Genomic DNA, 16,414 nt, shown 5'->3' on the forward strand with positions numbered 1-16,414 from the left:
CGACAGACCTTCGGCAAGTTTGCAGTGGTTATCGGACGATCAACAGAAGGTGTATTCCCTCAACCGCCCGGCCGAATGCGCTCATGGTTTGTGATTCGTCTCGGGGTGATCTTGGAGGACTGTGGTGCGTCACGTCCGAATCGACTCCGCAAAAGAACCAAAAGGTTTCTTTCAAAAGCGTGACCCATGGGGGCACGGGCTGGCACTGTGGATTCTGGCGCTCATTCTCTTCGTTGCACCGCTCTCTGTGTCGTCGTTGCGTCACGTCCGTCTCGACAATGACGTCGAAAGCTGGCTCCCGGAGAAAGACCCGAGCGCTGCCGACTATCTCTGGTGCCGAGAGCATTTCCCCGAGGATGAAACGGTCATCCTCACGTGGGAAGGAAGCGTTGTGAATGATCCGCGTCTTCCCATTCTCGTCGGGAAACTGACCGGCAAAGAGGATGCGGATGGCGAAATGCGAGGAGGTCTTCCGTATGTGAAGTCCGTTCTCCATGCGGGTGATCTCGTTGAGCGAATGGTCGAGTTTGGAATCGATCAGAAGACCGCCATTGACCGACTTCAGGGAACGTTGGTGGGTCTCGGACGATTAAAGGTTCGCCTGACCGAAGCGGGTCGTGAAGATCTCAGTCGCTCGCAAGAAGTCATTGTCAGCGGTGCGAAATCGATCTTCAATATTGATCTGGAAGTTCAGGAACCGATCGGGCATTGGGAACCGAACGAAAACGATGAGGCGGAGTTCCATCGGCTCTCGGACATTTACGCAATGCATGCGGAGTCCGATCTCGAGTCAACAGACCTCGGAGGCCATGACTTCCAGATTACCTGGAAAGGAATGGCAAGCCACCACGAATTGCGCGATGCCGTCTCGGATTGGATTCAGTCAGTCACGTCTCCGTCGGGAGAGCCGCTCGTCGAAGAATGTTATCGAGCAGTCGGTTCCCCGATTGCCGTGGTCGTCGCTCTGTCGGATGCAGGGAGAGCCGAAAAGAACGCAGCAATCGCAGCCATTCGGCAAGCTGCTCTCGGCTCATTCGTCCCGGAGACAGATCTGATTGTCAGCGGCCGCGTCGTGGCGGGAACTGAGTTAAACAACGGCGTGATTCAAGCTGCATGGAACCCCGCAGCGACAAACCCGCTCAAGAAGTCCGTCATTCTCCTTTCCGGATTCGTCGGAATTGTGTTCGCTCTGATTTCCTTGAAGAGTCTTCGCCTCGGTGCTCTGGTCATCTTCGTTGCGTATTACGCTGCACTGTTGGGAATGTCGATGGTTCCACTGACTGGTGGATCGATGAACATGGTCCTGATTGTCATGCCGACGCTTTTGATGGTGCTCGCACTCTCGGGTGCCATTCATGTTGCCAATTACTGGAAGCATGCTGTCTGGGAGAACCCAAAGACGGCAGTTGCGGAAGCAACTCGCATGGCGTCTCAACCTTGCCTAATGGCAGCCTTCACAACATCGCTGGGACTGGTATCGCTCATGAACAGCGATCTTGTTCCGGTCCGAAACTTCGGTCTGTACGCCTCCATCGGTTGCATGATTTCCGTATGTATGGTGCTCTACGGGCTCCCCGCGCTCTTGCAAATGGTTCCCCTGAAACGGGTCGAGCCAAGCGAAGTGAATCCCGCCCGATGGATCTGGTTTGGGAATCTGATCTGCCGACAATGGCTGCCGATCGGAACTGTGACACTTGTCGTCGCGGTAGCATGCACGATTGGTCTCAGATATTTTGATGTCGAAACCAAGGTCATCAAATACTTCCCCGAGAGTTCGCAAGTGGTCCAGGATTACCAGTTGATCGAGGACACTCTCGCCGGGATCAGTCCGATTGAAGTTCTCGTTCGGTTCAATGCTCAGGGACAGGAAGACTTTGGTTTTCTGGAGCGGCTCGAAATCGTTCGCAAAGTCGAATCCTCTCTGCACGAGCATCCTGAAGTGAGTGGAACCTTGTCGCTGGCAAGTTTTCAGCCTGTAAGGAAAAAGCCGGGCGACGATGCCAGCGTTCGAGAGAAGATCTTCTTCAATAGGCGCTCCAATCAAACCGAACGCCGCGTCAAGTCTGGCGACATGCAGCAGGCTGCCAACTTCCTGACGATGAACCGCCTCCCCCAGGAGAACGGGGACGAGCTCTGGAGAATCAATGCTCAGGCCGCTGTTCTGACAGACGCGGACTACACTGCACTGACGCAGGAATTGAGCGACCGAGTCGAGGAAGTGATTCATGCGGAACCGAACATTGATCACGTTGTGACCGGAACAGTTCCGTTGTTCCTGCGGACTCAGAACGCCGTTCTCGAAAGCCTGATCTGGAGCTCACTTCTGGCATTCGGCATGATCGCGGCAGTCATGGTTTGGGTGCTGCGAGATCCGTTTGCGGGCCTGATCTCGATGATTCCGAATCTTCTTCCGGTGGTCGCTGTGTTCGGGCTCGTCTCCTGGTTCGGACAACGAATCGATATTGGAACGATGGTCACAGCGTCCGTCGCTATGGGGATTGCTGTTGATGGGACGCTGCACCTGCTCACCTGGTTCAAAGATGGATTGCAGCGAGGGAAGACCCGACAGGAATCTGTGATCAACGCGCTGTCGCACTGCGGACCCGCCATGTGGCAAACGAGCGCTGCGGTCGGAGTTGGCCTGCTGGTGCTATTTCCTGCGGAATTGTTGTTGATCAGCCGATTTGGATGGTTAATGGCCACTCTCATCGGGGCGGCCTTCATCGGAGACATGGTGCTCTTGCCCTGCATGCTTGTCGGGCCGTTGGGAATCCTCCTCGAACGACGTCTTCGAAAAGATCCTCCGTCCGCAGACTGCGACTCTCAGGACGAGCACGAGCCCGAAGCGATTCCTTCGCATCACCTTCCGCTGTCTCCACAACACGCGCACGACTCGCGATACGTCGGATAAAGAATCCCGTTTCTTCGAGTGTGACGCACTCTCTGATGAGCGAAGACGACGCGGTCCGCGAGGCAGATTGCTCGACGATTTTCGCGTGTTTGTCAGGAATTTCGGAGACGCGCAAGGATGAACTGCTGCGAGAATCGAGACATTCTGTCTCCTGTGTCCCTCACGAAAACAGCATTCGGACGTTATAATCAAGTGTTTGCGTTCGTCCTGTGATTCAATTGCAAGATCGTTTCGAGAGGTGTTTCTCGGACAGTCTCTCAGCTCGCGCAGTTACCTTCTTCTGATGACCTCGGTCTTTCCGCCATGTCTCAACCCGCAGATGACAATCCAGTTGTGCCCGGAATGCGACTTCAAAGATACCTCGCTCAATGCGGCTTGGGATCTCGTCGCGAATGCGAAGAATTGATTTCCGCAGGTCGAGTGGAAATTGATGGCAAAACCGTGACCAAATTGGGAGCGAACGTCCGTCCATCAATGCAAACTGTGACTCTTGATGGCGAGAAGCTGAAGCTTGAACGCAAGAAGTACTATCTCCTCAACAAGCCACCGGGGTTCTTGTGTACGGCGAGTGATCCCCAGGGACGGCCGACAGTTTTCGAACTCTTCCCACCGGATGGTCCAAGGCTGTTCAGTGTCGGGCGTTTGGACGAGAACACCACCGGTTTGTTAATCGTGACGAATGACGGAGACCTCGCTCAAAAGCTGGCCCACCCGCGCTATCACATTCACCGAATCTACCGGGCTCAGGTTGCTGGTCATCCTAAGCGAGAAGTTTTCGAACAACTCAAGGAGGGGCTGTTTTTCACCGAAGGAAAGTTCAAGGTTCACAACATCAAGCCGATCAAGAAACAGGGACGCAGTTCCTGGGTCGAGATCACCATGACCGAAGGACAGAACCGCGAAGTTCGACGGCTGCTTGCCCGAACCGGTCACAAGGTGATGAAATTGGAACGGATCGGCTTTGGCCCGATTCGTCTCGGTCGCGTTCCGCTTGGGCTCTTTCGTGAATTGCGAAAAGATGAACTTGGGAAGTTGATTGAACTCATCACGCGAGCACAAACGCAAAGCCCGCGGCAAACAAAGAAACGTCCCGGCAAAAAAACAGCTTCAGGGCGATCGGGAGCGAGTGGAAAAGCGAAGTCTCGCGGACGTGCGAGCGCATCGAGTGAGTTCGGGACGAGCGAAAACTCGCGGACGAAGAAAGCTCCCGCGAAGAAGCGACCACGCTCCGGAGGCCCATCTCGGGGCAAAGGCCGAGGATCGCGCGGACCGAAGAGACCATAATCTCGGATTGATGGTCAGCGGGCACTGTTCTTATCGAACGCGAATTGACGTTATCGAAACTGATGCCCCTTCGGGACAACGGTGATTCCGCAGTCAGTCGTTGTCAGACCATTCCGGCGGTCCTGCTCGGGGTCGATTCCGATCGTCATGTCGTTCGGAATGCTGACATTCTTGTCGATGATGGCGTTCGAGATTTGTGCAGACCGTCCGACTTGAACGCCTTCAAAGAGAATGGAGTTCACGACCGTCGCATAGCTGTTGATTCGCACAGACTGTGAAATCACGGAGTGTGTGACTTCGCCTCCAGAGATAATACTGCCGGGACCGACGAGGCTGTCCATCGCGTGACCGACTCGCTTCGGCTCTGCATCATGGTCGGCAAAGACAAACTTGGGAGGGGGTACGGGCGGATGATATCCTCGGATCGGCCACGTCGAGTCATAGAGATTCAGCTGCGGTTCGACCGAGACCAGATCCATACTCGCTTGATAGTATGACTCCAGAGTGCCGACATCTCTCCAGTACATGGGGCCGTCCCCATCTTCGTTCCTGACGGGATAAGCCCGCACCTGACTGCTTTGAATCATGTGTGGAATGAGATCCTTCCCGAAGTCGTGCGAACTCTTGGGGATGGCAGCATCACGACAAAGTTCATCGAAGAGAAATGATGACTTGAACGCATAGATTCCCATCGAAGCCAGGCAACGATCGGGATCTCCGGGAATCGGAAATGGGGCGTCTGGTTTTTCTTCGAATCGACGAACCCAGCGGTTCTCGTCGATTCCCATGACACCGAAAGCACGACCTTCTTCAAGTCCGACCGGGAGGCATGCGATGGAGCAATCTGCGTCCGCTTCGATGAGATCCTGCAGGAAACTGGAGTAGTCCATCCGGTAAATATGGTCTCCTGAGAGAATCAGAATGTACTGAGGAGCGGATTGCTCAATCGTATAAATATTCTGATAGACAGCGTCTGCGGTGCCACGATACCAGTGTTCACCCACGCGCTGTTGAGGAGGCAGAACATCAATGAATTCATTCAATTCACGACAGAGAAAATGCCAGCCCAGATTGATGTGCCGGTCGAGACTGGCGCCTTTGTACTGCGTCAACACGAGGATTCTTCGAAGTCCACTGTTGATACAGTTCGAGAGAACGAAGTCGATGATTCGATAGATCCCACCGAACGGGACCGACGGTTTCGAGCGATCCAGTGTCAATGGTTCCAGCCGGGATCCTTTTCCTCCTGCAAGAACCAGAGTGAGAACATTTTGCATCGGCTTGTCTTCCATCAAGCTGTCAAAGTAGCAACGCGCCTCAGCTTCATTTGTAACAAGATTCGACAAGCGATCCCATCACAGGAGAAATTCGGTCACTGGTTCGTCATCGTTTTTCACGATTGGGAAGAGCGATTCCAGTGTGTCCACGTACAATTGAGAAGATGACGCACCCCCTGCGCTCACCTTTTATTAGAAGAATGATTCGCCTGCGTTCTTCGAAATGAGATCGGGTTGCTATTGATCAGTGGTACTGGAAGATTCGGGCGAGTCGTCGTTCTTGGTCTCCGTCCCAGTTTCCGTGTTTGTGTCAGTGACCGAGTCGGTGTCTAAGTCAGTTGTTGTTGCAAGCTCTGATGGATCAGATTCCGGGGCGGCGGAATCATTCGCACTGATGTCATAGCATGCCACCTCGGTCGCGTTGCGAACAAACACTTTTCCCCGGGCCATCGCGAGCGGATTCCAGGTTTTGATGTTTTCGGAAAGAACCTGCAGTTCGCCAAGGACAGTCAGCTCTTCAGGATTGGGGTCGACCAGAACGAGCTGTCCTTTTTCCGTGAGGATCACGAGCTTTCCGTTCGAGAGCAAAAGCTGGCCGTGGCCGTACTTTCCTCGAAGTCCGGTCCGGCCGCCTTTCCACTGTCGATCTCCGTTCTCCGGATCGATACAAGCCATGATTCCTTCGTCCAGCCCGTAGATGAAGCCATCGGTGAAGATCGGGCTGCTGAACTTGCAACGCATTCTCAGCGACGGTTTGTCCCAGACTTCTGAGAGGTTCCACTCGTCTCCGTTCTTCTCAATGTGAAGCATGACCGACCCTTTTCCGTAGCCGGCCGAAATCATGACGTGATCATTTTCGAAGACGAGCGGTTGCGCCACGTTGATATGATCGCCAGCCACGAACGGGTAAGACCAGTACTGTTCGCCGTTCTCAGGATTGTGGCCACGAAAAGCGGTTCCATCAAAGTTGAGGATCACCGTTTCGCCAGCCAGATCGGCAAGCATCGGTGAAGAGTAACCCGGGTGCGAGGTCCCATCGATTCCTTCGATCGCAGCAGCTCCGGTTCCGAATTCCTCGATTTCAGTATTGGGATCAGGCAGCGCCTTCCCATACCACGCGATCTCTCCGGTTTCGATGTCGTAGGCGACCAGTCCTCCTCCTTCGGGCATCACGCCGTCAGCATTCGTCACTCCACCAATGTTGGCGATGACTGTGTTTCCAAACACGAGCGGAGAAGACGTCATCGCCCAGATTGTGTTGGGGATCTGAAATTGTTGAAGAGTATGCACGTGCCAGATAGGGGCTCCGGTTTTCAGATCAAGCTTGAACAGATCTCCAAAACCGCCGAAGGCGTAAACAGCACCCTCATGAATTGTCGGAGTTGAGCGCGGTCCCGGCCCACCCATTGCTTCGACAAAACTCGCGGGATACTGATGGACCCAGAACTCTCGACCGGTTTCCGTGTCGTAACAGACGACAGCTTCGTCCAGCCCACGCTGTTCCATTGTGATGAGTTGACGCCCGAGAATTGAGAAGGAGGAGTATCCGCCTCCGCAGGGATGTCTCCAAAGTTCTTCGGGAGGATTCGTTGACCAGTCGGTACGAAGTTCCGGACCGATGACAACGCCGTCTCGATGAACTCCTCGGTACTCAGGCATGTCTGTTTCGCTCACCTCGGGAATCGTCAGTTCTGAGGCGTCAGCGGACTCTGCATTCGTGAGATGACTTGTCAGCCGTTCTTCTGCTGATTCGTCCCAGACATGACTGAAACGCGGTTTCATGTCGCCGTCGAAATCGATGGAACGGATGGAGGCTACCCAGCCTGCGATGAGCGCCACGACAGGAACGCCGATGATCAACATCGACTTTCGGGAGACGGGAGCGAACAGAAACCACCACCCGACAATGCAGATCGTTGACAGCACAATCTGCGCGAAGGTGATGAGATTCTTAATCGCGTCGCCGAACGAGGGTTCCCAGAACGTCCACATCCCGATTTGCATGACGCCAAAGACGGCCAGCATTCCGATCAGCAAGCGGTCCGCCCAGCGAGCCAGCATCGATCGTGTCGGAGCCGGAGAATTGCTCGCGTCTGAAACTTCCGGAGTGTCAGTCTGCTCATTCATGAGTCAGCTCAATTTCAGGTTTGAAGTAATGAATTCCGCGATGGGAAGAAACAAGATCGACGTTTGGATTCGATCGCCTCTTCCCATCCTTCGACGTCAACACGTTCGATCAGAATCGTTTCGTTTCGAATCACGCAGGTTGGTCGTAGACCGTATGTTCAAGCGATGACAACACATCTCAGGAACATCACGCGACTCGGCACTTGATCACAGAAACGTCGAGATCAGCATCAAAGCATCGATGTGAGAAGCATCGCGCGGGACTCTCTTTTCGTCAAGCAGCAAAGTCCGTCAACCGGTCGTCCTCTCAAGAAAACTTCCCGGCAAGCGACGAACGAGGCGTTTCATTTCGAGGACGGTAATTGTCGATAAAACTCGTGCAGTGGGCATTTGGGATTGGGCGAGCACCTGATCGATCGGAGTCGCGACCGTGTCGACAAGATTTAAGATCGCCCGTTCCTGTTCGTTAAGATTTAACTCACGAGGTGTGTGGATTTCCTGGTCGTGATCGGTTTTCAGAGGAGAACTGAGTGGAGCAAGCGATTCCAGAACGTCATCGAAATTGCGAACGAGTGTTGCACCGTCGCGGATGAGATTGTGGCATCCCAGACTCGCGGGCGTATCGATTCGTCCCGGAACAGCAAAGACTTCGCGGTTCTGCTCCATCGCATGCCGTGCGGTGTGAAGTGAACCGCTCTTCTCGCTCGCTTCGATGATAATAACGCCGAGGGACATTCCCGCGATGATTCGGTTCCGTTGCGGAAACAGTCCACGTTGGGGTCCGCGATCCAATGGAGACTCAGAGACGAGCGCGCCTTGATCAACAATTCTGCTGGCAAGATCGACATGCTCGGGCGGATAAGTTTTCAGGAGGCCCGTCGCACACACGGCAATCGTGCGTCCACCCGCTTCGAGGGCACCAGTGTGGGCAGCTGCATCGATCCCTCGAGCCAATCCGCTGACCACAACGATTCCAGCACGCGCCAGTGCTCCGGCGAATCGATGTGCTTGGGTTCGTCCGTAATGGCTGCAACTTCGAGAACCAACAATCGCCACAGCGAGACGATCTTCAGGGAGCAAATTGCGACGGATCGAAAGGACGGGTGGCGGATCACTCGTTTCTTTGAGCGAAGCAGGGTACTCCGATGAGGAACGCGGAACGATGCGAATTCCGTGCTGATGGGCTTTTTCGATTTCTTTACGTGCCTGTTCGAGACCGCTGTGTTTCGTAATCTCTGCGGAGACTTTTGGCCCAATTCCAGCGACATTTAACAGCTCTGATCCGGGAGCATTGAAGATAGCCTCTGCCGATCCGAATCGTTGAAAGAGAAGTGACTGGAGTCGCGGGCCAAGCCCGGAAATCAGATTCAACTGAACGGCGGCGAGCGTCTCTCGGTCGTCTTCGGGTTGCATTGCCGATCCAGTTGAAGGCGGGGTTATCGGAGTTGGGTCAATTCACGGAAAACATCATCTTCGGGCGGAGCAACTCTTCGCGAACTTCAGCAATTCCGACGAGTTCCTCTTCTGCGTTGACCACAGCAATCGGAGCAGATTCTGAAATTCCATGCAAAGCAGATGCATCGATTTCCAAATCGGTGACACGAATTTTCTGCCCGAAGATTAACCGCTGAAGTGTCTGTTGGTCGACGACCAATCGCGGCAAATGGGGGAGTGCAGCAAGTGGAGGGATGACGGCTGCTTCGAAATCTTCACGAGACAGGTGTTCCACGTCGACGGCCTGATCAACATGAAAAGGTCCCACGCTGGTCCGTTCCAGGCTACTCATGACAGCTTCGGTTCCCAGCTTCTTCGCGATGTCCCGACCGAGTGATCGGACATATGTCCCCGTTCTGCATTCGAGCGTCAGTTCGAAAGACTTGTCGTCCAAGTCGGTCAATTCCAGTTTTTCAATCGTGACTGCCCGGGCTGGGATTTCGATATCCTCGCCGCGCCGGGCTGCTTTGTAAGCACGTTCTCCGTTCACTTTGATAGCGGAGTACACAGGCGGAATTTGTTCGATCGTCCCGGTGAACTCGGGAAGAATGGCTTCAATTTCTTCCCGGTTGGGAAGCCGGCTTCCGTCGAGATATTCGAGTTCTCCCTCAATGTCATCCGTGTTGCTTCGCACGCCCAACAGAAACCGTCCGCGGTACGATTTGTGATGTTGGTGAATGAGCGGCATCAGCCGGGTTGCAGGTCCGAGACAAACGACCAGAACACCCGTTGCCAAAGGATCTAATGTGCCAGCATGTCCGCATTTCACGCGGCGTCCGGCGAGACGGCTGACTCGATTCACAACATCCCGCGACGTCCAGTCGCTTGGTTTGTTGAGGTTCAAAACTCCGAACATAACTTCCCTGAAAGGTCTTTTCTTCAACGCAGAATTCAAATGAACCTCGAATGGCTCATTTTCGATGAGGGTCTTCGATTGGAGGCCTCGCGGATTCGCCGACGGCTCTCTGACTGATGGCTTCTATGGCTTCATTTGGGATGGTGAAACATTCAGCTCGTGGGGAAGACCGAAAAGATAGAAGGCTCGAGGCGTCGCGAGATCGATCAGCGACGAAACCGGATCGAATTCAACCTTCGGAAGTGAAGTTGTCGCGCCGAGTAGCGTTTCTGAGAGAGACAGGGGATGGCTGTAATTGACCACCTGATACGAGTCCAACCCAAGTTCCTTGGCGAGCAACTCTGTTGTATCGCTCTCGAACGAGATTTCGTCCACCAATCCGTTTTCGACAGCCTGATCGGCCGTGTAAACCTGACCGGTCGCGAGTTCGCGGATCTCTTCCATGTCCAGATTGCTGCGGTTCTCATCAATCACTGTCAAAAAGCGATCGAATGAGTCCTCGATGATCGCATCCCAGACGGCGCGTTCCTGTTCATCAAGATTCTTGAATGGGTTGAGCGAGTCTTTGAATGGGCCGGTAACGAGCGATTCTGATTTGACGCCCACCTTCTCAGCAAGCTCTGTCGCGTTGTAACGAGGAATGATGACCCCAATCGAGCCGGTCCAGGTTGTCGGTTCCGCATAGATCGGAGCTTCGGGACCGCCACTCATCGCGATGTAATAGCCTCCGGAAGCAGCGATTCCTTTCATCTGAACGTAGATCGGCTTCTTTTCAGAGAGCAATTTGAGCTTGTGATAAATCTCGTGGCTGCCGGAGACGAGTCCGCCGGGGCTGTCGATGACGAGCAGCACGCCTTTCACGCTGTCATCTTCACGCACATGATCGATCGTCTTTTTGATGCGTTCGGTGTACGGAGGCATGATCGTGAAACCGACCTGAATCCGAGCAATTTTGCTCTCGGCCAGACGGGTTCCTGCGTGAAACTTCTCCGTCGGTTGATCCGCGTCGACCGCGAATTCGGCAAATGATGCCATGAACCCCAGATTCATCAGCACGGAAAAACCGAGAGCGAGAAGAAGGATGATCACCAGCCATCTTCGTCCGCGTTGCTGAATGATAATCGTGGGCATATTGGGGTCGCCATTGGTGAGAATTCGTTCGGACATGTCACTCTGCGGGGTTTTGGGAAAGTTTATGTGTCGTGAGGTGTGTAGGACTTCAAGTCATTGTTCGCGTCGAATCGTCTGGAATTGTCGTAACGTCGATGAAATCCCACTCGACAGGAAGTCGATAGTTTTTTCGACGACCGGTTGTAGCGAATGTGATCATTCTGCATGTCGGGCGTCAAATGACCTTGCTCGTTCTAGTAGCGATTATCGGGAACGAGCAGGCGAACGGCAATCTCCAGATCGCCGTCATTCTTGCATCGACAGCACGAGTCTGAATCCGAGGACATTATGAGTCGCTATCGCAAACTTGCTCTCGAGACCCGAGCACTTCTTCTTGCTTCTGCGACAGGAGCGGCATTGCTGGCCCCATCGTTGAGGACCTTTGCAGTGGATTCAGCAACTCCGGGACGGCTCAACACATACCAGTCCAGTACTGAAACTTCCGCTCCGAGTTCGTCGTTAGTACGCGAACGTCTGCAGAGTCTGTATGGACCGCAACAACAAATCCAGCAGACAGCTGGAGAGAACCGAGTGCAGCCAATTCCTGTGCAGGCTCCGAGACCGTTGGTGGCTCACAACGCTCAGCCGATTGCGCAAACTGCCGGAACTCGGGAGACGCCGAAGAAACGCAGCTTCTTTGATCGACTTGTGAGTCGTTTCAAAGGGGGCGGTCGCGTTCCGTCAGGTCCACCGCAGGACCCAGGCATGCGGTATCCGAAAGTCTCGGACAGTTCTTCGCAGTACCGATCGACTCAGCCGCAGTCGCTCTCGCAACCTGCGACGACTCCTCCGCCAAGCATGGCCCCCATCGCCGAAACGACTCCTGGCACAACGCGACAACCTTTGAGTTTTCCGCGGCAATCCTCACCAAAGACTCCCGTCAAACCTTCCGGTTCGCCGACTGCGAATGTTCCGCGTCCATCAGGATTCATCCCACCGTTGCCGGGTGAAGAGTTCTCCAATGAGCTTACGATTACCAAACGCTCTTCCCAAACGACTGAGAAAAAGACAGCGGAAGTAAAAGTCGCTCAGAAGCCAGTCGATTCAAGAAGCCGCGCTTTCGAGGAGGTCATCGAGCAAGCTCCGGAAGTCTCCGAGTTCGAACAGCCAATCGTTCGTGACGATTCGTCACTCCCGGTCCTGGATTTGGAAGCATTGCTTGCTGACGAGCAAAAAGTTGAAGCTCAGATGACCGTTCAGGTTCAGCCAGCGGCACCGGAAATCGACTTGCCAGCCCCGGATCAGGAACCGGCCGCCACATTCCCGATGGATGAGGAGCCCGTGGCTGCAACGCGTTCTCAATCGGAAGCTGTTGCGGACGTTCCAATGCCCGAGCTGAACGCCGATCTCTTCTTCCCCGGTGATGTCGAAGAGTCGACCGTCGAACAGGAACAAGAAGTTCTCGTTCCGGAACCGGAGCAGGCGGAATTCCCTGAGCCAGAGATGAACCTGGGCACAACGGAAGTCGCAGGAGACTCCTTGGGATTCTTCTTCGAAGATGAAGTTCCTTCTCCATCGCCACAACTTGAACAATCACCGCAACAGCCTTCAGGCGAAGCTGCGGAATCGAACGAGTTCGACTGGGCTCAAAGCGATTCGGAAATCACGGAGGCCGAAGTCACTGAAGAGACAATGGAGGAACCGTACACAGGTTTGTCTTTGGAAGACGGGCTGTTTGTCGACCTTCCGCTCCCCGCACCGGCGGACGAAGAGGACTCCACAGAGTTGAAGGAAGAGCCGGGATTTGTCCGGTTGGATGAAGTTGAGGAACCGGAGGCCGAAGTTCCACCGCAACTCGAATTGCCACCTCTGTTTACAGCGGATGCGAAGCCAGAACAGCCGATTCTCAAGGAAGAACCGACTCGTGAGGAACAACAAGTTGTTGCACAATTGGAAGTCTCGGCTCCGCCGCTAACACCTTCCGCTCCAACATTGACACCTTCCGTCAAACCGACAATCACTCCAAAGCTTCAGCCGACTCCAAGATCGGAAGCACGAGACTCAAAGAAGCAGAAAGCGGACCTGATCAAGGAACGTGAACATCTCGCCGGACTGAAAGGGTTCTGTCCCGTCGCACTCCGCGACTCGCGAGAACTTCTCGATACCGACGATCGATACTCTGCGATCTTCAACAACCGTGAGTACTCGTTCTCAACCCCGCATGCTTTGGAGAGTTTTCTGGCGAGCCCAGCCAAATATGCTCCAGCTTTAAGGGGAGCCGATGTGATTCACTACGCATTGACCGGTGAAGAAGAGGAAGGCAGCCTCGATCATGCTGTCTGGTACAAAGGTCGGCTTTATCTCTTCAACAGCGTGGAGACGATGGAAACCTTTGTCGCTGCACCAAGCAGCCATGCGACGAATTTGTAATCTCATCGACGAGCAATTCGGTCGATAAAGTGCTTATCCTGTGGTGCGTCCAGCAATTGTGCTGAATGACGCGAGACGCCAAAACCCCCGATCCACGCTTCGTGGTCGGGGGTTTTCTCAATTCTACAGTGTTTATTTCCGCAGTGTTTGTTTCGGCTGTTCTTAATTGAACAGCATTCACTGTAGCGGCGTTCATTACGGCAGGGTGTTCAATGTCGTTGAGTGTTCAGCTCTTCAGGCAACCTCGGGGGCAATCAACAATTAGCGATGCGCGATATTCGGCGACGCGCGATTCAGGCTGAGCAACAAGCGGCCGAACCGCGATTCATTTCAATCAGTCCGAATGTGTTCACGAGGTATTTTCAGAAGATTCCCAAAGTTTCGCGTGTCATCCGTGATAATTTCGGTCGGAATGACGGTTTTGCCTATACTGAGGCTCACAACTGGAGTAGTGTCTTTCTATTCCTTTTCGAAAACAGGGGCGCGTTGCGCGCCCATTATGACGGAAATCTTGAGGAGATTACTGAATGTCGACGACCCAGACCCTTCCGTACAAAGTCAAAAGTATGGACCTTGCGGCCCTTGGGCGAAAAGAAATCGAAATCGCCGAAGTCGAAATGCCAGGTTTGATGGCGCTTCGTAAGAAGTACGGCGAAAGCAAGCCGCTGAAGGGAGCCCGCATCGCCGGATGTCTCCACATGACCATCCAGACAGCTGTCCTTATGGAGACGCTGATCGAGTTGGGGGCGGAAGTTCGCTGGTCCAGCTGTAACATTTTCTCAACGCAAGATCACGCTGCTGCAGCGATGGCAGCTGCCGGAATTCCAACGTTCGCCTGGAAAGGTGAAACCGAAGAAGAATTCTGGTGGTGCATTGAGCAAACACTTTACTGGCCAGATGGTCAGCCACTGAACATGATTCTGGATGATGGTGGCGATCTCACCGCTCTGGTCCACAACAAATACCCGGAACTTCTCGACGGCATCAACGGTCTGACAGAAGAAACAACGACCGGAATTAAAGAACTTCGCAAGCTGATCAAAGAAGGTCGCCTCGGCGTGCCTGCGATCAACGTGAATGATTCTGTGACGAAGAGCAAGTTCGACAACCTCTACGGATGTCGAGAATCTCTCGCCGACGGAATCAAGCGAGCGACAGACGTCATGGTCGCTGGTAAGGCTGTCGTTGTCTGTGGTTATGGTGACGTCGGAAAAGGCTGTGCCGATGCCATGGACGGGCTGGGAGCTCGCGTCATCGTCACAGAAATCGATCCGATTTGTGCTCTTCAGGCAGCGATGGAAGGGTACCAGGTCACCACAATGGAAGAAGCAGCCAAGTTTGGCGATATCTTCGTGACCACCACCGGATGTAAAGATGTCATCCGCAGTGAGCACCTGGACGCGATGAAGCACAACGCCATCGTTTGCAACATCGGCCACTTCGATTCGGAAATTCAGATCGCTTACTTGAACGACAGTTCATCGATCGAAAAGATCACGATCAAAGAAGATTCGGACGTCGGTGGTCCTGTTCACAAATACGTCTATCCGGATGGCAAAGCATTGCTCGTTCTGGCAGAAGGACGACTTGTGAACCTCGGATGTGCGACCGGCCACCCATCATTCGTGATGTCCAACAGCTTCACGAATCAGGTGCTGGGACAGATCGAACTTTGGACCAAAGCAGATCAGTACGAAAAGCAATTGTACGTGCTGCCGAAAGAACTCGACGAAGAAGTCGCTCGATTGCACCTTGAGCAAATCGGCGTGAAGCTGACCACGCTCACCCAGGATCAGGCGGACTACCTCGGCGTTCCCGTCGAAGGACCATTCAAGCCAGAGCATTATCGATACTAAGGTATTTTTTGAATTGGTTGGCACTCACTCGCACGAGCAAACTCAGCCTTTGGCCTGATGAAAAATTCAAGCGAGTGCTCGAGATCAATCAACGACTAGGAAGCGGCCTCTCATCAGGGAGGTCGCTTCTTTTTTTGTGTATTGCGCGCTGTGATCGAGTTTCGCGCGGTGATGCGTTCAACAGCGAGGAAGGAATGCTATAGCGCGAAACGAAGTGCGCGAGAGAAGTTATGTCCCAGCTGGGGACGAGGGTTGGTTGAGTCCACCAAATCGACGGTCGCGTGAGGCAAAGCCTTTCAACGCGGAGAACAATTCTTCCGACCGAAAGTCAGGCCACAGGGTTTCCGTCACCCACAATTCGGCATAGCTGATCTGCCAGAGAAGAAAGTTACTGACACGCATTTCTCCGGCTGTCCGAATCAACAGGTCGGGGTCTCCCATATCTGCTGTGTAGAGGTGCTTGGCGACTGTTTCTTCGGTGATGTCCTCCGGGCGAAGTTCCCCCTTGAGGGCTCGGTCGCAAATACTTCGGACGGCCATGACCAGTTCATCTCTTGCGCCATAGTCGAGGGCCAGGCAGAGCCTCATTCCCGGATTCTGGGCGCTCATTTCAATCGTCTGATTGACTTCTGAAAGAATTCGGGAACTGATGCGATCCGTTCGCCCGATGGTTGAGAAACGGATGTCCTGTCGCATGATCTCTTCTCTCTCCGCAACGACATAACGCTGGAGGAGATTCATGAGAAGTTCGAGTTCCAGGCGTGGTCTTTTCCAGTTTTCACTACTGAAGCAGTAGAGCGTCAACTGGTCGATATTGAGGCGAGCACACTCCTCAACGACTGTGCGCACGCTTTGGACACCCCGCCGGTGTCCTTCGATTCGAGGGAGTCCGCGTTGCTGCGCCCAACGGCCATTTCCATCCATGATGATCGCGATATGCCGTGGAATTCTTTCGCGGCTCAAGCCGAAGGCGTTCAGGTCGTTATCTGTGTAGGGAGATTCAACAGCCACGTTTTTGGGACCAGTGTGTCGAAGTTAGAAATGAGAGCATCGTGTCCATGACTATTGT

At 53.8% G+C, this 16,414-nt stretch carries 10 protein-coding genes; 4 read left to right on the forward strand and 6 right to left on the reverse strand.

All coding sequences use genetic code 11. The features are described 5' to 3' along the window. The first annotated feature begins 124 nt into the window (after positions 1-124). Together KOR42_RS17420 and KOR42_RS17425 are read left to right on the forward strand one after the other, a co-directional pair. Positions 125-2,911 carry an efflux RND transporter permease subunit gene (locus KOR42_RS17420; protein ID WP_146511126.1) on the forward strand — a complete coding sequence of 929 codons (2,787 nt, stop codon included), beginning with the start codon at positions 125-127 and terminating at the stop codon, positions 2,909-2,911. Positions 2,912-3,214: 303 nt separating this feature from the next. Beyond that, positions 3,215-4,195: a pseudouridine synthase gene (locus KOR42_RS17425; RefSeq protein WP_146511127.1), complete on the forward strand. Its 981-nt coding sequence runs from the start codon at positions 3,215-3,217 to the stop codon at positions 4,193-4,195. Between the two features lie 50 nt (positions 4,196-4,245). Here KOR42_RS17425 and glgC read toward each other — a convergent pair whose 3' ends face one another. From glgC to sppA, 5 genes are all read right to left on the reverse strand, one after another. After that, on the reverse strand, positions 4,246-5,472 hold the full coding sequence (glgC, locus tag KOR42_RS17430; RefSeq protein ID WP_146511128.1) for a glucose-1-phosphate adenylyltransferase: 1,227 nt from the start codon (positions 5,470-5,472) through the stop codon (positions 4,246-4,248). A gap of 237 nt (positions 5,473-5,709) precedes the next feature. Then, positions 5,710-7,599: an outer membrane protein assembly factor BamB family protein gene (locus tag KOR42_RS17435; protein WP_146511129.1), complete on the reverse strand. Its 1,890-nt coding sequence runs from the start codon at positions 7,597-7,599 to the stop codon at positions 5,710-5,712. A 291-nt stretch (positions 7,600-7,890) separates the two neighbouring features. Continuing rightward, on the reverse strand, positions 7,891-9,012 hold the full coding sequence (gene dprA, locus KOR42_RS17440) for a DNA-processing protein DprA (RefSeq protein WP_146511130.1): 1,122 nt from the start codon (positions 9,010-9,012) through the stop codon (positions 7,891-7,893). A gap of 37 nt (positions 9,013-9,049) precedes the next feature. Beyond that, positions 9,050-9,949: a tRNA pseudouridine(55) synthase TruB gene (gene truB / locus KOR42_RS17445; RefSeq protein WP_146511131.1), complete on the reverse strand. Its 900-nt coding sequence runs from the start codon at positions 9,947-9,949 to the stop codon at positions 9,050-9,052. A gap of 123 nt (positions 9,950-10,072) precedes the next feature. Beyond that, the gene (gene sppA / locus KOR42_RS17450) at positions 10,073-11,116 is read right to left on the reverse strand and encodes a signal peptide peptidase SppA (RefSeq protein WP_146511132.1); all 1,044 of its coding nucleotides are present in this window, start codon (positions 11,114-11,116) and stop codon (positions 10,073-10,075) included. Positions 11,117-11,407: 291 nt separating this feature from the next. Here sppA and KOR42_RS17455 point away from each other — a divergent pair, with 291 nt between their 5' ends. Both KOR42_RS17455 and ahcY read left to right on the forward strand, forming a co-directional pair. Continuing rightward, a complete protein-coding gene (locus KOR42_RS17455; protein WP_146511133.1) occupies positions 11,408-13,489 on the forward strand; it encodes a hypothetical protein in 2,082 nt (693 codons plus the stop codon). A 527-nt stretch (positions 13,490-14,016) separates the two neighbouring features. After that, the gene (gene ahcY, locus KOR42_RS17460) at positions 14,017-15,345 is read left to right on the forward strand and encodes an adenosylhomocysteinase (protein ID WP_146511134.1); all 1,329 of its coding nucleotides are present in this window, start codon (positions 14,017-14,019) and stop codon (positions 15,343-15,345) included. Positions 15,346-15,573: 228 nt separating this feature from the next. Here the strand turns inward: ahcY and KOR42_RS17465 are convergent, their stop codons facing one another. After that, complete coding sequence (locus tag KOR42_RS17465) at positions 15,574-16,356, reverse strand: isoprenyl transferase (RefSeq protein WP_146511135.1); 783 nt, start codon at positions 16,354-16,356, stop codon at positions 15,574-15,576. Positions 16,357-16,414: the final 58 nt, after the last annotated feature.

It is taken from the genome of Thalassoglobus neptunius, assembly GCF_007859735.1.
GTDB classification, from domain to species: domain Bacteria; phylum Planctomycetota; class Planctomycetia; order Planctomycetales; family Planctomycetaceae; genus Thalassoglobus; species Thalassoglobus neptunius.